This is a genomic window from Kitasatospora sp. NPDC051702, from assembly GCF_040681575.1.
In the GTDB taxonomy this organism is placed as follows: Bacteria; Actinomycetota; Actinomycetes; order Streptomycetales; family Streptomycetaceae; genus Kitasatospora.
Genome location: NZ_JBFAZB010000019.1, coordinates 36,262 through 58,321, shown reverse-complemented (window position 1 = coordinate 58,321; position 22,060 = coordinate 36,262). Strand labels below are relative to the sequence as shown.

The window sequence follows — 22,060 nt, the reverse complement described above, 5'->3', positions numbered from 1 at the left end:
GCTGCGCCGGGGCTCCCCGGGAGGTCAGCCCAGCCACTTGACGGGTCGTCCCCGGTGCGCGGCGCCTGGTCCTCGCCGTCGGCTGCCACCTGGCAGCCGACACGCCGGTGCCCGTGGTGGCGGTCCGGGTCGGGTCCGATCTCCGGCCGCCACGCCTGAACTGAAGCAGCCGGGCTGTCATCGGTCGCCGATCGGAGTTGGCGACGTTCGTGCCCGCAGAGGCCAGCGCGAGGACCGCTGCCGCACCGGAAGCTACCGCCAGGAACGCGAACATCACCGGGGTACCACCTGGACGCGGACCGAGGGCGGCGGTGGCCCACGGCGCGAGCGCGCCGGCCACGGTGGCCGGCGCGGTCAAGAGGGCGGTGAGGCGGCCGTAGGCGGTGGTGCCCCAACGGTCGGTGACGGCAGTGGCCTGGAGAAGGGTGAGGTTGCCCCGGACGGTGCCGGCCAGGACGGCGATGGCGATGAGCAGGGCGGCGGGTCCGGGTACGGCGGCGAGGAGGGCGGTGGTGGCGCCGCCTGCGGCGATGATTGCCGTGGTTCTGACGGTGACAGTGGTGCGGCGGGCGAGGGCTGCGTAGAGAGTGCGGCCGAGGGTCTGGCCGAGGCCGCCGAGCCCGAGCGCCCAGGCCGCGGTTGTCGGGCTGCTGCCGCGTTCGGTGAGGAGGGGGACGATGTTGAAGACGACGGCGTACATCGCGAACCCGGAGAGCGTGAACGCCGTGGCGAGCAGGATGAACGGCCGACTCCGGGCGGTGGAGGCTTCCCCGGGTGCCGCACTGGCGGCGGCTCGGGGCGGCGGCGGCCAGGGGTGGCGCAGGGCGACGGCGTGGAGCGGGAGCGCCGTGACCGCGAGGATCGCGGCGAGTGCCAGGTAGGTGCCGCGCCAGCTGAGGTGCTCGGCGAGGGCTGCGGTGATGGGTGCGAAGACGGTACTGGCGAGGCCGCCGGCGAGGGTGAGGGTGGTCAACGCCCGGACGTGGTCGGGTTGGTGCCAGCGGGTGAGGGCGGCGAAGGCCGGCTGGTAGAAGGTGGCGGCCATCGCTGTGCCGGCCAGCAGCCAGGCCGCGAAGAAGACGGGAAGGTTCGGGGCCAGCGCGGCCGCGATCAGGGCGGCGACCCCGATCAACGAGCCGGTGGTCATGACGATGTGCGGGCCGATCCGGTCGAGGATACGGCCGATGGGGATGCCCGCGAGGGCGGAGACGAGCAGGGCCGCGGAGAACGCGGCCGTGGTCGCCGGGGTGGACCAGCCGGTGTCGGCGGTGATGTGCGGGAGAAGGACGGGGAAGGCGTAGTAGAGGATGCCCCAGCCGGTGATCTGGGTGGCGCAGAGGGCGGGCAGGGCGGCGCGGGGCCGTGACCGATCCCCCGGTCCGGTCACGGCCCCACTGGTTTGAAGGGTCGTCACGGCCTGGTCAGCAGCAGCCGGACGGGGCCGCGGTCGGGGTGCCGAGACCGATGCTGAGGACCTGCGGCGCGGCGGGGACCGAGCAGCAGCCGCCGCCGTCCGCCTGGTCGGCATCGGGCTGGTCGAAGAGTCCGGCTCCGCCGCAGACTCCGGTCTCAGGGAGGGTGAGTTCGACGCGGGCGGCGGCCTCGTGGTCGCCGGCGAGGGCGGCGGCCACCGAGCGGACCTGCTCGTAGCCGGTCATGGCGAGGAACGTCGGCGCGCGGCCGTAGGACTTCATGCCGACGAGGTAGACGTCCTTCTCGGGGTGGGCGAGCTCGTTCGCGCCGTGCGGGTAGACGGTCCCACAGGAGTGCTGGTTGGGGTCGATCAGCGGAGCGAGCGCGACCGGCGCCTGGAGGCGCTCGTCGAGGCCGAGGCGGACCTCGGACAGGAAGGAGAGGTCGGGGCGCAGGCCGGTGAGGACGACGACCTGGTCGACCGGTTCGCTGCGGTGCCCGCCCTCATCCACCAGGACCAGCTGCTCGCCGTCGGTCTCGACGGCGGCGGTGCGGAAGCCGGTCAGCGCGGAGGCATTGCCGTCCTGGACGGCCTTCTTGGCGCGCAGGCCCAGCGCGCCGCGGGCGGGGAGCTCGTCGGCCTCGCCGCCGCCGTAGGTCGAGCCGGTGATGCCGCGCCGCAGCACCCACACCGCGTGCGTGCCGGGCTCGTCCGTCGCCAGGTCGGCGAGGTAGGCGAGAGCGGTGAACGCCGAGGCGCCGGTGCCGACCACGGCGGTGCGCTTGCCGGCGTACCGGGCGCGGACGGCCGGGTCCTTCAGGTCGGGGATGCGGCAGGAGATCCGGCCGTTCGCGGCCCGCTCGCCGAGGGCGGGCAGGCCGTTGGCGCCGAGCGGGTTGGGGGTGGACCAGGTGCCGGAGGCGTCGATGACGGCGCGGGCGAGGACGCGTTCCTCGCGGCCGTCGGTGTACTCGACGTGGACGGTGAAGGGCTGCTCGTCGCGGCCGGAGTCGACGATGCGGTCCCGGCCCGCACGGGCCACCCCGGTCACCTTCGCTCCGTAGCGGACGCGCTCGCCGAGGACGTCGGCGAGGGGCTGCAGGTAGAGCTCGGCCCAGTCGCCGCCGGACGGGTAGGCCGCGCCGTCGGGCCGGACCCAGCCGGTGGGGGCGAGCAGCTTCTCGGCGGCCGGGTCGACGACCTCGGCCCAGGGCGAGAACAGCCGGACGTGGGCCCACTCGCGCACCGCGGTGCCGGCAGTGGGGCCGGCCTCCAGAACCAGGGGATCGATGTCCTGCTCGATCAGGTGGGCGGCGGCGGCCAGTCCGATCGGGCCGGCGCCGACCACGACGACGGGCAGCCGGCCGGCAGGGGTGTTCTCGCTCATCTCAGGGTCTCCGGAACGGTGATGGGGCAGGTGGGAGGTGGGTCGAGGGTGGTCAGCAGCAGCCGGCACCAGCGGCGACGGCCTCGTGCTTGGCGGCCGGGTCGCAGCAGGTGTCGGCGGCGGTGGCGTCCTCGACGGTCCCGCAACAGGGAGCCGTTGCGGCGGGCGCCTCAACGGCGCGCTCGGTGGCGGTCGGGCCGCAGCAACCGGCGGACTGAGTGGCGGAGTCCGGGGCGGGGGTGGCGTTGTCACTCATGGTGATCTCCTCGGCGAGGACACGTGCTGGTCGGCGGACCGGGAAGACCATCCCGCTTCGCTGATTCGACGTTTGTCGATGTGCTTCGAGCTTGCCGCTCGCATCGACGGATGTCAACATAGACATATGTCGAATCTGGAATTGGTGGAGCTGCCGGTCATCGAGCCGGAGGCCGTGCCGTGCTGCCCGCCGGTGACGTCGGCAGCACTGTCGGAGGCGGACTCGGTGAAGATGGCGGCGATGTTCAAGGCGCTCGCCGACCCGGTCCGGCTGCGGCTGTTCTCCCGGGTCGCCTCGCACGAGGGCGGCGAGGCGTGCGTCTGCGACATCCAGGACGTCGGCGTCTCCCAGCCCACCGTCTCCCACCACCTCAAGAAGCTGCGCGAGGCCGGCCTGCTCACCAGCGAGCGGCGCGGCACCTGGGTCTACTACCGGGTCGCGCCCGAGGTCCTCGGCGCCATGGCCGGCTTGCTGTCGGCGGCCCGCTGAAGCCCCTTGGAGTGCGCCAGGGCTTCCGGTCCCGCCTTTCATCGACTATCGTCGATTATCGATGAATGAGACCTATTCCACCAGCCCCGGGGTCGAGGCGGAGGCCGCCGAGCGGTATGCGGCGTGGTTCAAGGCATTGGCCGACCCGACCCGCATCCGGCTGCTGAACCTGCTGGCCGCTGAAGGCCGACCGATGAGCGTCGGCGAGATCGTCGAGCTGGCGAGCGTCGGCCAGTCGACCGTCTCGCACCACCTGAAGATCCTCGCCGCGGTGCGATTCGTCCTGCCCGAACGGCAGGGCACCTCCACCCGGTACGAGGTCAACCGGGCCTGCCTGACGGTCTTCCCGGCCGCCGTGCGGGCGATCCTCGGCGAGGACGAGGAGCGGGCCGGTGGCTGCTGAACCCGTGATCGCCCCTATGACGCCCGAGCACGCCGCGCAGGTCCTGGCGATCTACCGGGCGGGGATCGACGAGGGCAACGCCACCTTCGAGACCACCGCGCCGACGTGGGAGTCGTTCGACGCCGCTAGGCTGCCAGGACATCGGTACGTCGCCCTCGACGAGGCCGGCCGGGTTCTGGGCTGGGTGGCGGCGAGCCGGGTGTCCGACCGGTGCGCGTACGCGGGCGTCGTGGAGCACTCCGTCTACGTCCATCCCGACGCCCGGGGCCGGGGCGTCGCCAGCCGGTTGCTCGGAGCGCTGATCGTCTCGACCGAGACGACAGGGATCTGGACGATCCAGTCCGGTGTCTTCCCGGAGAACACCGCCAGCCTCGCCGTCCACGCCAAGGCGGGCTTTCGGATCATCGGCACCCGTGAGCGCATCGGCCGCCACCGTGGGGTCTGGCGGGACACCGTCCTGATCGAGCGGCGGAGCTCTGCCGTCGTGTGACGACCCGCCGACCGCCGAGACACTGGTGACAGGAGTCCGCGCGACCTATCCAAGCCGGGCCGGACCTCGGCGCAGGTCCGGGCGGCGGGCCGGGCCGCGCGGGTGCAGGCTGGACGCATGGACGGACTCCGTGACCGGCAGATGCCGGGCGCCGTCCCTGCCGCTCGGGCGCATCGGCTGCCGGCCCTGGACTGGGGTTCGTGGCGGACGCCGTTCGTGTTGTTCACCGGCAAGGGCGGAGTGGGTAAGACGACGGTGGCCGGTGCGGTGGCCGTCGCACTGGCGGACGCCGGACGGCGGGTGCTCGTGGTCGGAACCGACCCGGCATCGAACCTCGCGGAGCTCTTCGGCACGACCGTGGGAGCTCAGCGCCGGACTGTTGAGGGAGTTCCTGGCCTGGAGGTGCTCGACCTCGATCCGGACGCGGCGGCCGACGCGTACCGCGAGCGTGTGATCGCCCCCTACCGGGGGACGGTCCCGGAGGAGGAGCTGCGGGGCATCGAGGAGCAGTTGGCGGGCGAGTGCACTGTCGAGGTCGCCGCTTTCGACCGCTTCACCCAGCTGATCGTCCATCCCGAGCAGGTGGGCGCCTACGACCACGTCGTCTTCGACACCGCGCCGACCGGTCACACGCTGCGGCTGCTGAGCCTGCCCGCGGCGTGGTCCCGCTACCTCGACAGCGGTGCTGAGGGCGCCAGCTGCCTGGGCCCGCAGTCGGGGTTGGAGAGCCAGCGCGCTCAGTACGCCGAGGCCGTGCAGCAGTTGGGCGATCCCGCGCGGACGACAGTGGTGCTGGTGAGCCGACCGGACGCGTCCGCGCTGCGCGAGGCGGGCCGGGCCGGGACCGAGCTGGCCGAGCAGGGCATCCGCAACCAGCGCCTGGTCGTCAACGGCCTGTTCACCGACCCGCTCGCCGGTGACGCGGTCGCCGAGGCGTTCGCGGCGCGCCAGGCGGAGGCCCTGGACGCCATGCCGCCGTCGCTGCGTGGGATGCCCGCCGCGGCGGTGCCGCTCGTCGCACTGGAGCTGACCGGCATCGGCGCACTGCGGGAACTGGCCGCGAACAGGCCCCGCGCCGTGCCCGGGGCCGACACCCCGCCGGGGGACGCCGAGCCGCAACGAGGCCAGGGCGAGGAGGAGCCCGCGCTGCCCGGCCTGGACGCACTCGTCGACGAGCTCGCGGCCGGCCCGCCCGGAGCAGTCCTCGTGATGGGCAAGGGCGGAGTGGGCAAGACGACCATCGCCGCCGCAATCGCCGAGGGCCTCGCCGACCGGGGCCACGAGGTGCACCTGTCCACGACCGACCCCGCCGGCCGCTTCACCGACGTCCTGGAAGGCGACGCCCCCGACCACCTCACGGTCGACCGCATCGACCCCCGCGCCGAACTCGCCCGCTACACCGCCGGACGCCTGCACGCGGCCGCCCACCTCGACGCGCAGCGCCGCGCACTGCTGGCAGAGGACCTGCGATCGCCGTGCACCCAGGAGCTGGCGGTCTTCCGCGCGTTCGCCGGGCTGCTCACCGAGGCCCGCCGGCGGTTCGTGGTCGTCGACACCGCCCCCAGCGGCCACACCCTGCGACTGCTCGACCTCACGGGCTCCTACCACCGACAGGCCATGGCCGACGCCGACCGCATCGCCGGGCGGATCACCACACCCTTGATGCGCCTCCAGGACCCGGCCTCCACCAGGGTGCTCATCGTGACGCTTCCCGAACCGACCCCGGTCTCGGAGGCCGCCGCGCTCCAGGACGACCTGCGCCGGGCCGGCATCGAGCCGTACGGCTGGGTGGTCAACGCCGCCCTGACCGGCAGCGGTACCCGTGATCCGCTGCTGCGGGCCCGAGCTGCCCTCGAACGCCCCCATCTGCGCCGCGTCCGCGACGAGTTGGCAGCCCGGACCTGGCTGGTGCCCTGGCGCAGTTTGGACGTTCGTCGAGGACAGTCGGATGCCGCCGCCGTGGTGGCCCGACCTGCACCATGACCGGCCCCGCTACCCGTTGTGGGGCGTCCGAGTCCGCCGGGCGGGGACGTGTTCGAAGGCAGGTCTGCACCGGGGTGACAGGTTGCGTCTCTCCGTCGCAGTACCGGGCAGCGGTCAGTGCAGGAGATCGGCGATCTCGGTGACGGCCTGCCGGGCGGTGCGGCCCACGCCGATGAGGGTCGCGGAGGCGGGTCCGGTCCAGTCGCCGTAGCCGATCAGGTGGATGCGCGGGTCGGCGGTCGCCCGGGTGCCGATGGTGTCGATCCGGCCGCGTTCGCCGGTCCGCAGGCCGAGCGGGGCGAGGTGGGTGAGGGCGGGGCGGAAGCCGGTGCACCAGATGACCGCGTCGGCCGGCCACACGGTTCCGTCGGCGAAGCGCGGCCCTTCGGCGGTGAGGGCGTCGAACATGCGGTGATCATCGAGGAGTCCGGCTGCACGGGCCTGGCGGACGGGCGGGACGGCGACGATGTCGCCGAGGTCGCTGATGCGCGGGCCGCCGTCCTGGACGCGGCGGGTCGCGATCTCGAACAGGGCGCGGCCGTCGATCTCGTCGGGCAGGAGCCGGGCGGGGCGGCGGGTCACCCACCGGACGGCGTCGGCACGGCCGGTGAGGTCAGCGGCGATCTGTGCGCCGGAGTTGCCGCCGCCCACGACGACGACCCGCTGGCCGGTGAAGTCCTCGGCGCGGTGGTAGTCACGGGTGTGCAGCTGCCGGCCGGCGAACAGCTCTCGGCCGGAAACAGCGGGAATGAAAGGCCGTGACCAGGAGCCGGTGGCGCTGATCAGCGCCCGGGCGCGCCAGTCGCCCTCCTCGGTGCGGGCCAGTAGGCCGCCGTCACCGGCGTTCTCGACCGCCCGCAGCTGAACCGGTCGGTGGACGGGAAGCTCGTACCGCTTCTCGTACTCAGCCAAGTACGCGGCGACGTGCTCCGCGTCCGGATAGGTCTGCCCGGCCTGACCCGGCATCGGACGCCCGGGCAGCGACGAGTACGCGGCAGGAGAGAACAGCCGCAGGCTCTCCCAGTAGTGCTGCCATGCGCCACCCGGCGCGTCGGTTGCATCGAGGATCGCGAAGTCGAGTCCGGCGCGCCGCAGGTAGTAGCCGGCGGCGAGGCCAGCCTGGCCGGCCCCGACGACGAGGACCTGGACGCGCCGGACCGGGCTCACTTGGCGGTGGCCTTGGTGCGGTGGGTGAAGATCAGCACGACGAGGGCCAGGCCGGCTATACCGCCAACGAGCTGCATCCCGATGAACCCGGGCAGGGAACTCGGGGCGATGCCGGCGAAGGTGTCGGTAAACGCCCGGCCGATGGAGACCGCGGGATTGGCGAACGAGGTCGAGGACGTGAACCAGTACGCGGAGCCGATGTAGGAAGCGACCGCGACCGGTGCGAAACGCAGGTGGTCGGTCTTCGCCAGGCCGAAGATCAGCAGCACCAGTCCGGCGGTGGCCACGACCTCGCCCAGCAGCAGGTGCCCGGCCGAGCGGTCGTGGGTGGACCACTTCACCAGCTGTTCGCCGAACATCGCGTCCGCGAGGATCGCGCCGCCGATCGCCCCAGCGATCTGCGCCGGGACGTACGCGGCGACCTCCCGGCCCCCGAGACCCTGGGGATCCTTGCGGCCGGACCACCACTCGGCCAGCGTCACGACCGGGTTGAAATGCGCACCGGAGACGGGACCGAGCAGCAGGATGAGGACGCCGAGGCCGAAGACGGTGGCCAGGGAGTTGGCCAGCAGTTGCAGGCCGACATCCTTGGTGAGCTCGGTGGCCTGGATACCGGAACCGACCACGACGGCGACCAGGGCGGCGGTGCCGACCAACTCGGCCGCGACGCGGTTCAGCAGCGGAACGGCCGACGGCTCGGCAGCGAGAGGCTCGGCCTCGGTGACTTCGGGTCTCGCCTCGTCTATGGCGCTCAACAGGTACTCCTCGTGCAGGGCGGAGTGGGGCCGCCGGGATGGGGCTGGACGGTTCAGCAGGACCGCTTGCGGTTGACCGCGGCGGCTTCGCGGGCGGTGGCGGCCAGCCCGGCGAACTCCCCGGCGACGGCCTCCAGGGCCTCGGCGCGGAGCTTGTAGTACGTGAAGCGCCCGCAGGGCTCGGTGTCGACCAGCCCGGCCTCGCGCAGGATCTTCAGGTGGTTCGACAGGTTGGTCTGCCGGGCACCGGTCTCCTCGACCAGATGCGTCGTGCACAGCGCCTCCTCGGCGAGGAGCGCGATGATCTGCATCCGGAGGGGGTCGGCCAGAGCCTTCAAGACGTCACTGTCGACTGATGTCACCATGGGCTGATACGTTACCCGCGTCGGGGCCCCGAAGCGAGCCCCTTCCTCCCGGCCACCACCGGGGACACCTGCGCGTCTTCGCCTCATGACCCTCCCCCAGCCTTCGGCCGGGCGGTGCCCCCATCCCCTGAAGGGCTGGAACCCCTGATGACCGAATCCCCGCCGTCGGCGCCGGACCCGAGACTCTCGGCGGGCGCCGCCCGCCTGGCCCTGCGCTACGACGGCACCTTTGCCCCGGAGGCCGTCCGGCGGCTGCTGGACGATTCCTACCGTCTCCTCGCCGAAGGCGCCGCCGTCCGCACGCATCTGATCGTCCTCGCCGAGCGCCTCGCCGACGAGCGTCTGGACGCCCTCGCCCATGCCCAGGGCCGCTCCACCGCCCCCGTTCCCCGGGTGCTGTTCGTCTGCACCGGCAACGCTGGTCGCTCCCAGCTCGCCGCCGCCATCCTCACCCACCTCGCCCAGGGCAGGGTCCACGTAACGTCGGCCGGCACCGACCCGGCGAACGTCCTGGACCTGCACATCGCCGAGGTCCTGCGAGAGGTCGGCGTCGAACTTCCGGGCGACCTCTTCACGAAGCCGCTGACCGAGGAGGTCGTGGCCGCCGCCGACGTGGTGGTCACCATGGGCTGCGGCGACGTCTGCACCCTCCCGGCGGGCCGTCGCTACCTGGACTGGGCCGTCCCCGACCCGGACGGCGCCCCGATCGAGCGCGTGCGCGCCATCCGCGACCAGATCGGCTCCCGCGTCGAGGCCCTCCTCGCCGAACTCACCGACCAGCCGAAGTAATCCCACCCGTCCCACAGCGGGCACCGCACAACCGAAGGACACCTCACCATGACCACCGCGCCGATCGCCTCCGTGCTGTTCGTCTGCATCCACAACGCCGGCCGCTCGCAGATGGCCGCCGGCTTCCTGCGCCACCTCGCCGGAGACCGCGTCGAGGTCCGCTCCGCCGGCTCGATCCCCGGTGACCAGATCAACCCCTCCGCCGTCGCCGCGATGGCCGAGCTGGGCATCGACATCTCCGACCAGAAGCCGAAGGTCCTGACCACCGAGGCCGTCCAGGCGTCCGACTACGTGATCACCATGGGCTGCGGCGACGCCTGCCCGTACTTCCCCGGCAAGAAGTACCTGGACTGGAAGCTGGACGACCCGGCCGGTCAGGGCGTCGAGGCCGTCCGCCCGATCCGCGACGAGATCAAGGGCCTCATCGAGGGCCTCATCGCCGAGATCGACGCCAAGCAGCAGACGGAGAGCTGATCATCTTCATGACCGCGAATGCAGAGACCGGGGCCGAGGTGCGCGAGGTCGTCATCATCGGCTCCGGCCCCGCCGGATACACCGCCGCCCTCTACACCGCCCGCGCCCAGCTCAAGCCGCTGCTGTTCGGCAGCTCGATCTTCGTCGGCGGCTCGCTCACCACCACGACCGAGGTCGAGAACTTCCCCGGCTTCCCGAATGGCATCGACGGCCCCGACCTGATGACCAACATGCGGGCCCAGGCCGAGAAGTTCGGCGCCGAGATGATCGACGACGACATAGTCGAGGTTGACCTCACCGGCGACATCAAGCTCCTCACGGACTCCGAGGGCACCGTCCACCGCGCCAAGACGGTGATCGTCGCCACCGGCTCCGGCTACCGCAAGCTCGGCATCGACCGCGAGGACGAGCTCTCCGGCCGGGGAGTGTCCTGGTGCGCGACCTGCGACGGGTTCTTCTTCCGCGGCAAGGACGTCATCGTGGTCGGCGGCGGCGACACCGCGCTCGAGGAGGCCACCTTCCTCACTCGCTTCGCGAACTCGGTGACCGTCGTCCACCGCCGCGACAGCCTCCGCGCGTCGAAGGCGATGCAGAACCGGGCGTTCGTCGATCCGAAGATCACCTTCGCGTGGAACAGTGAGGTCGCCGCGATCCACGGCGACAAGCTGGTGTCCGGCGTCACCCTTCGCGACACCGTCACTGGTGAAGAGCGCGAACTCGAAGCCTCCGGCCTGTTCATCGCCATCGGCCACGACCCGCGCACCGAACTCTTCGCCGGCCAGCTCGACTTGGACGACGAGGGCTACCTCAAGGTCGACTCCCCGTCGACCCGCACCAACCTGCCCGGCGTGTTCGGTGCTGGTGACGTCGTCGACCACACCTACCGCCAGGCCATCACCGCCGCCGGCTCCGGGTGCTCGGCCGCACTCGACGCCGAACGCTACCTCGCCGCTCTCGCCGATGTCCGCAGCGACGACCTCGACGGGGACACCGCGGAGCCCATACCGGTCGGCTGACCGACCCGGCTGAAACCATCCCCTCCCCGCGGCCCGGGTGGACCACCACCCGGGCCCTCTCGGAAACTGGAGTCACCGTGGCCGGCGCCACCATCACCGTCACCGACGAGACCTTCGCCGCCGACGTCCTACAGAGCGACAAGCCCGTCCTGGTCGACTTCTGGGCCGACTGGTGCGGACCCTGCCGACAGATCGCGCCCGTCCTCGAGCAGATCGCCGCCGAGCACAGCGACAAGATCACCATCGCCAAGCTCGACGCCGACGCCAACCCCGAGACCACCATCAAGTACAGCGTCCTGTCGCTGCCCACCCTGCACCTCTTCCAGAACGGCCAGGTCGTGAAGACCATCACCGGCGCCAGGCCCAAGGCCGCCTTCCTCGCCGAACTGGCCGAGTACCTGTAAGCCGACACTGCTTCACCCGCGAGCGGTCGCCTGGCGGCCCCTCGGACGGCGCGGTGAACGACGCAAGAACTCTGCCCGGCGTCCCTCGCTCGCAGGAGACGCCGCGCAGTCGGCCTCGTAAGGTGTGCCGGTGAGCACCGCCACCCCAGCCCGAACGCCGACCCCACGGCCGGCGACTGCACAGACTGCACCCCGAGCCTGGCGGGCTCCCTCATCGACCGTACCGAGGCCGAACGGCTCGCCCGCCTGCTCAAGGCCGTCGCCGACCCCACCCGCCTCCAGATCCTCCGGCTCATCCAGAGTGCGCCCAAGGGCGAGGTGTGCGTCTGCGACCTCACCGAGTGCCTGGGCCTTCGCCAGCCGACCGTCAGTCACCACCTCAAGACCATGACCGACGCCGGCCTGCTCAACCGCGAAGGCCGAGGCACCTGGGCCTGGTACACCGTCGACCAGTCGGGACTCGAAGCGATCCACAGCATCCTCCGCTGAGTGCGACCACCCGCCCCACCAGAGCGCCACTGCGGTGGGGCGGATCCCGGAGTCCCGCCAGGGACCATGAGAGCACATGGCTTCTTGTGGGCTCCCTCCAGCGGAGCCGTCGCACGATGCCGAAGGCGAGAAGAACTGGGCCGGTCCAGAAAATCGCGACCCGCCCTGGGAATCAGTAATTGTCGGATCGTCGGAGAATGCGAATTGAATATGCCCGACCTCCTCGATCGGAGGGCGAGGAGGTGTCTGGAGTTTGCATTTCGCGGGAAGGTGAAGCCCGCCCGATTTCCTCTTCCTTTGCTGGTGTCACCGGTCTATGCTGGAGCCATGGATGACGTGAAGTCGCAGGCGAGTCGGGGTCGGAAGGCTCCGCTGGCTGGGGACCAGCTGGGGACCACACGTCCTGCGCGCGCCTGCACGACGTCCCCGTAGTGCGCTTTCCTGAACATGTATGACGTGCGTGAGCAGGCATTTCAGGGAGAATGACGTACCGAAACTAAACTGGGGGTCAAGGGGTCGCAGGTTCAAATCCTGTCGTCCCGACAGTATGTCGGAAGGCCGTTGGCTGGGAGGAATCCCAGGTCAACGGCCTTTTTGTTGATGGTCCGGCAGGGGGTCGGTGCCGGGTTCAGTGGCGGCTGAGGACCTCGGCGAGGCGGCTTACTCCGTCCTCGCCGTGGCCGAGGGCGATGGTTCGGCGGAGCAGGCCTTCGGCTGCGCGCATCACGCCGGACTCGATGCCGTGCGACTCGGCGGTGTGCACGACGTGGGCCATGGTGGAGACTCCGGAGGTGAGCGGGTTGATCGCGCCCGAGTAGCTGCCGCTGTCGAAGTCCTCGGCGAACTCGGCGAAGAGCGGGGGCAGGATCGCGCCGATCCCCTGGGCGAACGGCGCCAGCTCGCGGCCGCTGATCCCCTCCGCCTTGGCCAGCGCGAGCGCGTGCACGTACCCGGCCATCGCCGTCCAGAAGACGTCAAGCAGCGCGATGTCGAAGCCGGCCGCCCGGCCGATCTCCTCGCCGAGGTGGGTGCGGGTGCCGCCGAGTGCCGCCAGTACCGGCGCGTGCCGCTCGTAGAGGTCGGCCGGCCCGCTGAGGATGATGACCGCCTCCGGAGTGCCGATGCTCGGGGCCGGCGTCATGATGGCGCCGTCCAGGTACTCGACGCCGTGCTCCGCGGCCCAGGCGGCCGTGGACCGGGCCCGGTCCGGCGCGTCGGCGGTCAGGTTGACGAGGGCCCGGCCCTTGAGTGCGGCCTCGACCTCGTCGCGGTGCAGCACGGCGTCCGAGGCGTCGTGGTTCACCACGCAGATGACGGTCAGCTCGCTCGCGGCCACGGCCTCCTCCGCCGTGGCCGCGCTCACCGCGCCCCGGGCGACCAGCGCGGTGTCCCGGCCCGGGGTGCGGTTCCAGACCGTGGTTCGGGCACCGGCGTCCACGAAGGCACCGGCCAGGGCGCGTCCCATCGGCCCGAGGCCGAGCACGGTGACGGTGGGCCGGGTGTGGTTGGTAGGCATGATTCGTCTCCTGTAGACATGGTGGTGGACAACGACCACCCGGGGGTGAGGGATGACGCGCAGTCAGGCCGCGGACCCGAACGTGTGCGGAGTGACCGCCGTGATCGCCGTGATCGACGGCAAGTGGAAGACGTCCCTGCTCTGGCTGCTGGAGGCCGGCCCGTGGCGCCCCGCCGAACTCCGCCGACGGCTGCCGGGTCTCAGCGAGAAGGTCCTGACCCAGGCGCTGCGCGAGATGGAGTCCGACGGCCTGGTGCACCGCGAGGTGTGCGACGTCCTTCCGCTGAAGACGGTCTATTCCCTGACCGACTTCGGCCGCCGCCTCTCCGTCGCCCTCGGTCCAGTCTCCGACCTGGGGCACGAGCGCCTCGACCGCATGGCGGCGGGGCGCGCCGGGCAGGTCGGGTCAGCGATCTCCTGACTCGCTGTCATCTCCCTTCTCGCTTCTGGGCACCAGTCTCGCCGCACCGCGCGTCGGTGCCCAGTACGCACAAAAAGGTGGCTACTCGGTACGGGCCCGCCGACAGGAGAGGCGGGCCCACATCTCTCCCGATCCGGGGGCGTCGCGGCCTTCGCGGCCTTCGCCCGGACTGTGGTGCGCTGCTGTGGCCGGGGCGTCCCGACTGAGCCGCGGGTCCTGACGAACGCGGCCGGCGCCGTCACTCCGACGACCCCGGGTTCCTCCGTGTCGTTCGCCGGGGAGGAGCGCAGGGCGCACCTGGGTGGGCTCGAGCGCCTCCGGCTGCCCTGGGGTGCCGGCAGCGCGTCGACGTTTCCACGGCGCGGTCGATCCCGCCCTTCGTGTCCGCGCGCAGCGGCAGGTGGCGGGTCGTCGGGGCGATTCGCGGCCACCGGCCCGCGCGGTGTACGTCGAGCGGCTTCGACTCCAGGCGGTGGTACCAGCCCCGCTGCCGACTCCGCATTGCTGGGTGGGATGCCGCGGCAAGTCGGCCAGCCGCTCGCCTCCGGCGATCTGGGCCTCGGCGACCCGATCGTCTCGGACACATCGGAGCGCGACGGGAGGCCGGCCGAGGCGGGGCGAAGCAGCGCACCCGGGGGGTGGGGGCGAGGACGTCGACGTCCGAGCCGACGGGCGGCGCGGTGCGGGCCGGCGGCTGAGTGCCGGTCCGGGCCGTGGGTGGGGCCTTCCGGTGGCCCGCCGCCGGGTGGGGCGGCGCGGCGGCGGGGCGGGTGTCGGGGGTTACCAGGTGGTCCAGGGGAGGTTCCAGCCGCCCAGGCCGTTGTCGGGGGCGACGGGCTTCTCCTTGGTGTTCACGATCTTGACGACGTCGCCGATCAGGGAGTCGTTGAAGAGCGCCCCCGCGGGGGAGGTGTCGCTGCCGCCCTCGGTGTCCTTGAGGGCGATGCAGCCGTGGCTGGTGTTGGCCTTGCCGAACGGGTCGCCCTTGTACCAGTAGTTGCCGTGGAGGTAGGTGCCGCTCCTGGTCAGGCGCATCGCGTGCGGGACGGCGGGGATGTCGTACTCGCTGCCGAGGCCGACGGTCTGGGAGTTCATGTGGGTGACCTTCTCCTTCGACATGATCACCATGGTGCCGCCCCAGGACGGGTGCTTGTCGTCGCCGAGGGTGGCGGGCACGGTGGTGGTCCTGCCGTCCCGGACGATCGTCAGCTGGTGCGTGCTGGCGTCGGCGGTGGAGACCTGGGAGCGGCCGATGGTGAACGGCTCGTCCTTGTCCACGTCGCCGTAGACGCCGGGGGAGACCTCGACGCTCTTCAGCCGGTAGTGGATGGTGACCTTGGTGCCGGGCTTCCAGTAGTCGGCCGGGCGGAAGTCCAGCCGGTCGTCGCCGAACCAGTGGCCCTTCACCTCGGTGCCGTTGTCGGTCTCGAAGGTGATGCCGTTGGCGACGGCCTCCTTGTTGACGATCTTCGAGCTGAAGTCGACCTTGACGATCATGCCGACGCCGTAGGTGAAGCCGTCGGCGATGTTGTCGTTGGTGGAGACCTTCTTACCGGGCGTCAGCGTGGTGAAGGCGGTGGTGGTGGCGGCCACCAGGCCGTCGGCGTCCTTGGCCTGGGCGTTCACAGTGTAGGCCGTGCCGGGTGCGAGTGCGGCGGCGGGCTTCCAACCGGTGCCGTCCGGGGCGATCGCGCCCTGGACGGGCTTGCCGTCCTTGTCGGTCACGTCGACGGTGGTGAGCTTGCCGTTCGAGACGGACACCTGGAGCGCGTTCGGGGCGGCGCCCTGGGTGCCGTCCTTCGGCTCGACCGCCAGCACCGCGGCCGACGTCTTCGGCGCGGCTGCGGCCGCGGAGGCGGACGCGGCCGTGGGAGCCGGGTCGGCCGCCGTGCCGCTCTTGCCCTGGTCGTCCCCGCAGGCCGCGGTCATCAGCAGGACCCCGCCCATCGTCAGCGCCACCGCGCCGCGGTGGAGACGGTCGGTGGTGCGTATGGCGGCCCGGGCCGCCCGAACAGTGCTCACAGTTGCTCCCTCTCGGTGTTCGTCGCCAGCTTGTCCGCCGCTCCGTCCCGGCCACAACGGCCGACGGTCGATCAGGGACGCTGGGACGCCCACACCTGCTGTGACCTGGGAAGACGTAAACTTCCGGGGACGCGTCAGCGGGACGGCGGAACCGCGGGACGGCGTCCCGCGTGCTGTCAGCGGAAGCTCACGCCGAGAACTCCCGGCCGTCGGGGGCGGGGCGGGGCAGCCGTGGGACGGCGCCGAGCCCGCCGGCCGACGGCGGCCGGGTGCGGGGCACGGTCACCGCGGGCGTCACCAGCGAACAGGGCCGAAGGGAAGCGGGACGTTGAGGGAGACGGAGGAGGTCGCGCAGCTGCTGCAGGAGCTGAAGAGCCGGTCGGGGCTCAGCTACGGCGGGCTGGCGAAGCGGCTGCACCTGAGCACGTCGGCCCTGCACCGCTACTGCAACGGCGATGTCATGCCGACGGAGTTCGCGCCGCTGGACCACCTCTCGCGGGTGTGCGGGGCCACGCCGCAGGAGCGCGTCGAGCTGTACCGGCTGTGGCTCGTCGTCCGTGCGACGCGGGGGACCAGGACGACCTCCGCCCCGGGGGCGTTCCCGGGCCGGGAGGAGTCCCCGGAGACCCTGGCGGCCCGGGAGCCGGCAGAGTCCCCGGCACCGGCGGAGGCTTCGGAGCCGGAGCCGGAGCCGGAGCCGGAGCCGGCAGCGGCCCCGGAGCCCGCGGCCCCCGCGGTGCCGCCGGCCCGGCGGCGCGCCCGCCGGCGGGGCGTCCTCGCTGTGGTGACGGTCATCGCGGTGCTGCTCGCCGTGGGGGCCGTCGCCATCGGTCTGCGGAGCCGTCCGGACGGCAGCACCGACCCCGCTCGCGCCGCCGACGTGAGGCCGCTCGCGGGGCCCCCGTCGGTGGCAGCGTCCACCGCGCCGCCGTTGTCCGTCGCCAGGGCGGGGGCCGGGGCGGGGCCGTCAGGCGCGACCGGGGGGACGGACCCGAGCACCAGCGCCCCGATCACCGTCGCCGTCCACCCGTCCGGCTGGAACACCGGGTGCGACCAGTACGTGGTCGACCGCCCGCCGTCCGAGGTCCCGCGGCCGCCCGCGGTTGCCGACGTGCCGGGCTGGGTCTCCCGGGTCGGCGCGGTGCCGGGCCGCTCCCAGTCGGTCAAGCTCACCATCCAGGGCACGAGCCTGGACACCGTACTGCTGACGGGCCTCAACGTCCGGGTCACCCGTGTCGCTGCGCCCCTCGCCTGGAACGCCTACTCCATGGGCGAGGGCTGTCCCAGTGGAGTGGGCGCCAACTCCTACGCCGTCGATCTGGACGCGGCGCGCCCCGTGCCGGTCGTGGCCAAGGGCAGCGGCGGCCTGCCGGTCAGGGTGACGGAGAGCGACCCGGTGGTCATCGAGGTCACCGCCGAGACCACCGTCCACGACGTCAGCTGGTACCTGGAGCTGGAGTGGGCCAGTGCCAACCGGAAGGGGATGGTGCCCGTGGACCTCGGCCAGGGCACCCCGTTCCGCACCAGCCCGGTGAAGGGCCGGCCGCTGTACGTCCACCCGGCCGACGGGCACGCCTGGGAGCCGGCACCGCCCCCGCGGTGAGGGCGGGGGCGGGGGGTGCGGGGGCTATTCGCCCTCGGTGAAGGCCTCGCGGAGGCGGGCCTCCTGCTCGGCGGAGAGGTTGGTCTGCAGGAGGACGGCGTGCTGGCCGGCGAAGGCGGAGTGGACGCGGTCGAGGACGGCGTCGGAGGTGAGGGCGAAGAGGGCGGAGCTGCCGGGGGTCACCTCGTCGCGGAGCTTCTTGATGAAGTCCTCGTCGATGCCGAGGTGGGCGAGGTGGCCGCCGAGGGCTCCGCCGGCGGCGCCGACGGCCGCGCCGAGGAGGGGGACGAAGAAGATCATTCCCAGGAGGAAGCCCCAGAAGGCGCCGCCCACGGCGCCCATGCCGGTCATGTCGCTCAGGTGGCGGGTGCGGGGCTTGCGGGCTCCGACGGGCCAGCTGACCACGGCTCCGTCCTGGACCTTGATGAGCTCCTGGCGCTGCAGGTCCTTCAGGGTGTTGAGGGCTTCGTCGGCTCCGGTGGCGGTGGGGAACCGCCAGACCGTCAGGGTCGCCATGGTGGTCTCCGATCGGTGGGGGAGAGGGAGGGGGAGGGGAGGACAGGCCCATCGTCGGGGCCGGGCCCGGGGGCCGCCACGCGCGGGGCCCGGACGGGGGACGGCCGCGCCCCGGACGGGCGGCTCCGGATTGACGGGCGGGCCGGGGGAGCACAGCGTGGCAGGTGCTGGCGTGCTGGCGTGCTGGCGTGCTGGCGTGCCGGCGCGGTGGAGCGGAGAGGACGGTGCCGGTGATGTCGGACGGTCGGACGGCCAAACGCATCGCGAAGTTCGTCGAGCCGCTGCGGGTGGAGCCCGGGTCGCGGGTGGACCTCGCGGAGGACTTCGACCCCCGGTTCAAGGCGGGCCTGAAGAAGCGCGACGGCGCGGAGCTGCTGCGCACCGGGGTGTCGCTGCTGTCGGAGTACCAGGCGCGGCTGGCGGCCCAGGACACCTACGGGGTGCTGTTCTGCCTGCAGGCGATCGACGCCGGCGGGAAGGACGGGACGATCCGGCACGTGATGAGCGGGGTGAACCCGCAGGGCGTCCGGGTGAGCAGCTTCAAGGTGCCGTCCGCGGAGGAGCTCGACCACGACTACCTGTGGCGGTACGCGCGGCGGCTGCCCTCGCGCGGGGAGATCGGGATCTTCAACCGGTCGCACTACGAGGAGGTCCTCGTGGTGCGGGTCCATCCGGAGAACCTCGACCGGCAGAAGCTCCCGGAGGAGGCGAAGGGCCGGAAGGTCTGGCACCGCCGCTACCGGGAGATCAACGACTGGGAGCGCTACCTGACCGACAACGGGATCAGGGTGGTGAAGGTCTTCCTGAACCTGTCCGAGGAGGAGCAGCGCACCCGCTTCCTGAAGCGGATCGACCTCCCGGAGAAGAACTGGAAGTTCTCCGCGGCCGACATCCGCGAGCGCGAGCGGTGGGACGACTACCAGGAGGCGTTCTCCGACATGCTGTCGGCCACGAGCACGCCGTGGGCGCCGTGGTACGTCGTGCCGGCGGACCGCAAGTGGTTCGCGCGGATCTGTGCGGCGGCCGTGCTCGCCCACACCCTGATCGGGATCGATCCGCAGTACCCCACGGTCGACGCGCAGGCCAGGAAGGAGCTCCTGGCGGCCAGGCGGCAGCTGGAGCGGGAGGCTCCCCGGGGTGCCGCGCGCGATCCGTACACGGCGGAGCACCGGAAGGGCTGACACCGCCGGGCGCGTCCGCCCGCGCGGGCGCCCGGACCCTGAGGAGTGGAGATGGCGGAGCAGGCCGACCCGTCCGGAGCGCCAACGGGGGCGTCCCCGACGCCCTGGTACGCGCGCCCGCCGGCGGAGGTCGCCGCCGCGCTGGGGGTGGACCCGGCGACCGGGCTCACCGCGGCGCGGGCGGCCGAACTGCTCGCCGCGCACGGGCCGAACGCCCTGCCGGAGGAGAAGGCGCGGCCGGGCTGGCTGCGCTTCCTCGACCAGTACCGCAGCTACATGCAGATCATCCTGGTGGCGGCGGCGGTGGTGTCGATGGCGATCGGGGAGTGGGCCACCGCGATCCTGCTGGTCGTGCTGACCCTGTTCAACGCGGTGGTCGGGCTGCGGCAGGAGGGCAAGGCCGAGAGCGCGATGAACGCGCTGAAGTCGATGATGCGGGCGACCGCGCGGGTGCGGCGGGACGGGACGGAGGCGGAGGTCCCGGCCGAACGGCTGGTCGTGGGCGACGTGATGCTCGTCTCGGCGGGCGACGAGGTCCCGGCGGACGGGCGGATCGTCGAGGCCAGCGCGCTGCAGATCGACGAGTCGGCGCTGACCGGCGAGAGCGTCCCCGCGGTGAAGGACGCCGGCACGCTGGCGGCGGGCCCGCTCGGCCCGGGCGACCGGACCAACACGGCGTTCATGAACACCCCGGTCACGCACGGCAGCGGACTGCTCGTCATCACCGGGACCGGCGTGGACACCGAGCTGGGCAAGATCTCCGGGATGCTGTCGGCCACCGAGAAGGAGCAGTCGCCGCTGACCCGGGAGCTCAACACCCTGACGCTCTGGATCGCGGCGGCGGCCGGCCTGACCATGATCGTGATGTTCGCCCTCGGCCGCAGCCGCGACCAGGCCTGGGACGCGCTCTTCGTCAGCGCGGTCTCGCTGGCCATCGCGGCCATCCCGGAGGCGCTGCCCACCGTCAGCCAGGTGATCCTCTCCGTGGGCAGCCTCAACCTGGCCAAGCGGCACGCGATCGTGAAGGAGCTGCCGTCCGTCGAGACGCTCGGCTTCACGTCGGCGATCAACTCCGACAAGACCGGCACCCTGACGATGAACCAGATGACGGTCGTCGAGGTGCTCAGCCCCACCGACCGCTACACCGTCTCCGGGACGGGCTACCGCCTCGACGGGAGGGTCCACCACGCCGCCGGGTCCGCGGCGGGCATCGAGGACGCCATCCTGCCCTACCTGGTCGCCAACGACGCCAAGCTGGTGGGCGGCGAGGTCGTCGGGGACCCGACCGAGGGCGCCCTGCTCGTCCTCGCGCACAAGGCCGGGCTGGACATCGAGGCCAGCCGGGAGCGCTTCCCCCGGCTCGCCACCCTGCCGTTCGACCCCGGCTACAAGCTGATGGCCACCTTCAACGAGGCGGAGGACGCGGACGGCCGCCCGGTGGTGCGGTGCTTCGTCAAGGGCGCTGCGCCCGCGGTGACGGCCCGGGCCGGCACCGCCCTCGCGGACGGCCGGGTCGTGCCCTGGGACGGCGACCTCGGCGCCCGCGCCCTGGCGCAGACCGAGCGGATGGGCGGCGAGGGGCTGCGGGTGATGGCCGGGGCCGTCCGGGACCTGGACCCGGCGGACTTCGACCCGGACGGCGACCTGCTGGCGCTCGTCGTCGACCTGCGGATGACCAGTCTGGTGGGCATGGTCGACCCGCCGCGCGAGGAGTCGCGGGCCGCGGTCGCCGATGCGCAGGCCGCCCACATCCGGGTCCGGATGGTGACGGGTGACGACGTCACCACCGGGGCGGCCATCGCCCGCCAGCTCGGCATCGAGGGCGAGGCCGTGCTCGGCGCCGACTTCGCCGCGCTGCCGGAGCACGAGCGGCTGGCGCGGATCGACGACATCGGGGTGGTCGGCCGGGTCGCGCCGGAGCACAAGGTGCTGCTCGCGGCCACGCTCAAGAAGAAGGGCGACGTGGTCGCGATGACGGGCGACGGCGTCAACGACGCGCCCGCCATCAAGGCCGCCGACATCGGCATCGCCATGGGCAGCGGCACCGACGTGGCGAAGAACGCGAGCCGCATGGTCCTCGCCGACGACAACTTCGCCACCATCGTCTACGCGGTGGGGGAGGGGCGGAAGCTCTACGACAACCTCACCAAGTACATCCGGTTCGTCCTGGTGCTGCTGGTGACGTTCGTGCTGACCTTCCTCGGCGCGGCGGTCCTGAACATCGCGGCGGGCGAGCCGTTCACCCCGGCGCAGGTGCTGTGGGTGCACTTCGTGGTCAACGCCCCGTTCGGCTTCGCGCTGGGCTTCGACCGGGAGAGCCCCGGACTGATGCGGCGCACCCCGCGCCCGCGCGGCGAGTCGGTGCTGACCGGGCCCGTCGTGGTCACCGTCGGTCTCGCCGGGCTGGCCGTCACCGTCGCCCTGCTGCTGCTGATCAAGCTGGGCGAGGCGCACTACGGCAGCGTCGCGGTCGGCAACTCGATCGCGTTCACCGCCTTCGCGCTCTGCCTGATCGTCGCGGCCTACGAGTGCCGCAGTGAGCGCGGTTCGGTGCTGACGGTCGCCACCTTCGACAGCCGGCAGATGAACCTGGCGGCCCTGGCGGAGTTCGTGCTGGCGGTGCTGGTCACCCAGATGGACGCGTTCCGCCGGATCCTCGGGACCACCGACATCGACGTCCGGCAGTTCGGGTGGGCGCTGCTGGCCGCGGTCGCGCTCCTGCTGCTGTGGGAGCTGGGCAAGCTGCCGGCCCGCCTACGGGCTCCCGCCGGGGCCGGGGCCGGGCCCGGGGCGGGGGCCGAGCCCGGTCCGTGAGCGGGGGTGGCCGGTGGGCGGGCGGTGGTGGCGGGTCCGTGAGCGGTGGTGGCGGGTCCGCGGGCGGCGGCGGTCCGGGACCGCAGGGTGGTGTTCGGGGGCCTGG

The 22,060-nt window shown here is 72.4% G+C and carries 21 protein-coding genes and 1 pseudogene; 13 read left to right on the top strand and 9 right to left on the bottom strand.

Annotated elements, in window-relative coordinates; translation table 11 throughout:
* Positions 1–226: 226 nt before the first annotated feature.
* The 3 genes and pseudogenes from AB0N04_RS18060 to AB0N04_RS18050 all read right to left on the bottom strand — a co-directional run.
* Positions 227–1,414, bottom strand: a pseudogene (locus tag AB0N04_RS18060) (MFS transporter); the annotation flags it as partial.
* Between the two features lie 7 nt (positions 1,415–1,421).
* Positions 1,422–2,801 (bottom strand): NAD(P)-binding domain-containing protein, encoded by a 1,380-nt coding sequence (locus AB0N04_RS18055; RefSeq protein WP_360209880.1) that lies wholly within the window; start codon positions 2,799–2,801, stop codon positions 1,422–1,424.
* Positions 2,802–2,853: 52 nt separating this feature from the next.
* Positions 2,854–3,057 carry a hypothetical protein gene (locus AB0N04_RS18050; RefSeq protein ID WP_266273901.1) on the bottom strand — a complete coding sequence of 68 codons (204 nt, stop codon included), beginning with the start codon at positions 3,055–3,057 and terminating at the stop codon, positions 2,854–2,856.
* A gap of 126 nt (positions 3,058–3,183) precedes the next feature.
* Here AB0N04_RS18050 and AB0N04_RS18045 point away from each other — a divergent pair, with 126 nt between their 5' ends.
* The 4 genes from AB0N04_RS18045 to arsA all read left to right on the top strand — a co-directional run bounded on the left by AB0N04_RS18045 (position 3,184) and on the right by arsA (position 6,422).
* Positions 3,184–3,546: a metalloregulator ArsR/SmtB family transcription factor gene (locus AB0N04_RS18045; RefSeq protein ID WP_360209878.1), complete on the top strand. Its 363-nt coding sequence runs from the start codon at positions 3,184–3,186 to the stop codon at positions 3,544–3,546.
* Positions 3,547–3,607: 61 nt separating this feature from the next.
* Positions 3,608–3,949 carry a metalloregulator ArsR/SmtB family transcription factor gene (locus AB0N04_RS18040; protein WP_360209876.1) on the top strand — a complete coding sequence of 114 codons (342 nt, stop codon included), beginning with the start codon at positions 3,608–3,610 and terminating at the stop codon, positions 3,947–3,949.
* A gap of 16 nt (positions 3,950–3,965) precedes the next feature.
* On the top strand, positions 3,966–4,439 hold the full coding sequence (locus AB0N04_RS18035; protein WP_360209985.1) for an N-acetyltransferase family protein: 474 nt from the start codon (positions 3,966–3,968) through the stop codon (positions 4,437–4,439).
* Between the two features lie 117 nt (positions 4,440–4,556).
* Positions 4,557–6,422 carry an arsenical pump-driving ATPase gene (gene arsA, locus AB0N04_RS18030; protein WP_360209874.1) on the top strand — a complete coding sequence of 622 codons (1,866 nt, stop codon included), beginning with the start codon at positions 4,557–4,559 and terminating at the stop codon, positions 6,420–6,422.
* Positions 6,423–6,536: 114 nt separating this feature from the next.
* Here arsA and AB0N04_RS18025 read toward each other — a convergent pair whose 3' ends face one another.
* From AB0N04_RS18025 to AB0N04_RS18015, 3 genes are read right to left on the bottom strand one after another with little or no spacing between them, the layout of a single operon-like run.
* Entirely contained in the window at positions 6,537–7,589 is a 1,053-nt protein-coding gene (locus AB0N04_RS18025; RefSeq protein ID WP_360209872.1) for an ArsO family NAD(P)H-dependent flavin-containing monooxygenase, read from the bottom strand.
* Positions 7,586–8,344 carry an MIP/aquaporin family protein gene (locus tag AB0N04_RS18020; RefSeq protein WP_360209870.1) on the bottom strand — a complete coding sequence of 253 codons (759 nt, stop codon included), beginning with the start codon at positions 8,342–8,344 and terminating at the stop codon, positions 7,586–7,588. Before AB0N04_RS18020 ends, AB0N04_RS18025 begins: the two co-directional genes overlap by 4 nt.
* A 53-nt stretch (positions 8,345–8,397) precedes the next feature.
* On the bottom strand, positions 8,398–8,709 hold the full coding sequence (locus AB0N04_RS18015; protein ID WP_360209868.1) for a metalloregulator ArsR/SmtB family transcription factor: 312 nt from the start codon (positions 8,707–8,709) through the stop codon (positions 8,398–8,400).
* Between the two features lie 147 nt (positions 8,710–8,856).
* Here AB0N04_RS18015 and AB0N04_RS18010 point away from each other — a divergent pair, with 147 nt between their 5' ends.
* From AB0N04_RS18010 to AB0N04_RS17990, 5 genes are all read left to right on the top strand, one after another.
* Positions 8,857–9,498: a three-helix bundle dimerization domain-containing protein gene (locus AB0N04_RS18010; RefSeq protein ID WP_360209866.1), complete on the top strand. Its 642-nt coding sequence runs from the start codon at positions 8,857–8,859 to the stop codon at positions 9,496–9,498.
* A 48-nt stretch (positions 9,499–9,546) separates the two neighbouring features.
* Positions 9,547–9,972 (top strand): arsenate reductase ArsC, encoded by a 426-nt coding sequence (locus AB0N04_RS18005; RefSeq protein ID WP_360209864.1) that lies wholly within the window; start codon positions 9,547–9,549, stop codon positions 9,970–9,972.
* An 8-nt stretch (positions 9,973–9,980) separates the two neighbouring features.
* Entirely contained in the window at positions 9,981–10,988 is a 1,008-nt protein-coding gene (gene trxB, locus AB0N04_RS18000; protein ID WP_360209862.1) for a thioredoxin-disulfide reductase, read from the top strand.
* Positions 10,989–11,065: 77 nt separating this feature from the next.
* Positions 11,066–11,392 (top strand): thioredoxin, encoded by a 327-nt coding sequence (gene trxA, locus AB0N04_RS17995; RefSeq protein WP_360209860.1) that lies wholly within the window; start codon positions 11,066–11,068, stop codon positions 11,390–11,392.
* Positions 11,393–11,590: 198 nt separating this feature from the next.
* Entirely contained in the window at positions 11,591–11,881 is a 291-nt protein-coding gene (locus AB0N04_RS17990; RefSeq protein WP_360209983.1) for a metalloregulator ArsR/SmtB family transcription factor, read from the top strand.
* A 628-nt stretch (positions 11,882–12,509) separates the two neighbouring features.
* Here the strand turns inward: AB0N04_RS17990 and AB0N04_RS17985 are convergent.
* Entirely contained in the window at positions 12,510–13,397 is an 888-nt protein-coding gene (locus AB0N04_RS17985; protein WP_360209858.1) for an NAD(P)-binding domain-containing protein, read from the bottom strand.
* A 52-nt stretch (positions 13,398–13,449) separates the two neighbouring features.
* Here AB0N04_RS17985 and AB0N04_RS17980 point away from each other — a divergent pair, with 52 nt between their 5' ends.
* Positions 13,450–13,818 carry a helix-turn-helix domain-containing protein gene (locus AB0N04_RS17980; RefSeq protein WP_360209856.1) on the top strand — a complete coding sequence of 123 codons (369 nt, stop codon included), beginning with the start codon at positions 13,450–13,452 and terminating at the stop codon, positions 13,816–13,818.
* A 780-nt stretch (positions 13,819–14,598) separates the two neighbouring features.
* Here the strand turns inward: AB0N04_RS17980 and AB0N04_RS17975 are convergent.
* The gene (locus tag AB0N04_RS17975; protein ID WP_360209854.1) at positions 14,599–15,840 is read right to left on the bottom strand and encodes an Ig-like domain-containing protein; all 1,242 of its coding nucleotides are present in this window, start codon (positions 15,838–15,840) and stop codon (positions 14,599–14,601) included.
* Between the two features lie 328 nt (positions 15,841–16,168).
* Here AB0N04_RS17975 and AB0N04_RS17970 point away from each other — a divergent pair, with 328 nt between their 5' ends.
* Positions 16,169–17,443, top strand: coding sequence for a helix-turn-helix transcriptional regulator (locus AB0N04_RS17970; RefSeq protein WP_360209852.1), 1,275 nt, complete (start codon positions 16,169–16,171; stop codon positions 17,441–17,443).
* 24 nt (positions 17,444–17,467) lie between these two features.
* Here the strand turns inward: AB0N04_RS17970 and AB0N04_RS17965 are convergent, their stop codons facing one another.
* Complete coding sequence (locus AB0N04_RS17965) at positions 17,468–17,959, bottom strand: DUF1269 domain-containing protein (protein ID WP_360209850.1); 492 nt, start codon at positions 17,957–17,959, stop codon at positions 17,468–17,470.
* Between the two features lie 233 nt (positions 17,960–18,192).
* Here AB0N04_RS17965 and AB0N04_RS17960 point away from each other — a divergent pair, with 233 nt between their 5' ends.
* Positions 18,193–19,140 carry a polyphosphate kinase 2 family protein gene (locus tag AB0N04_RS17960; RefSeq protein ID WP_360209848.1) on the top strand — a complete coding sequence of 316 codons (948 nt, stop codon included), beginning with the start codon at positions 18,193–18,195 and terminating at the stop codon, positions 19,138–19,140.
* A gap of 51 nt (positions 19,141–19,191) precedes the next feature.
* On the top strand, positions 19,192–21,954 hold the full coding sequence (locus AB0N04_RS17955) for a cation-transporting P-type ATPase (protein WP_360209846.1): 2,763 nt from the start codon (positions 19,192–19,194) through the stop codon (positions 21,952–21,954).
* Positions 21,955–22,060: the final 106 nt, after the last annotated feature.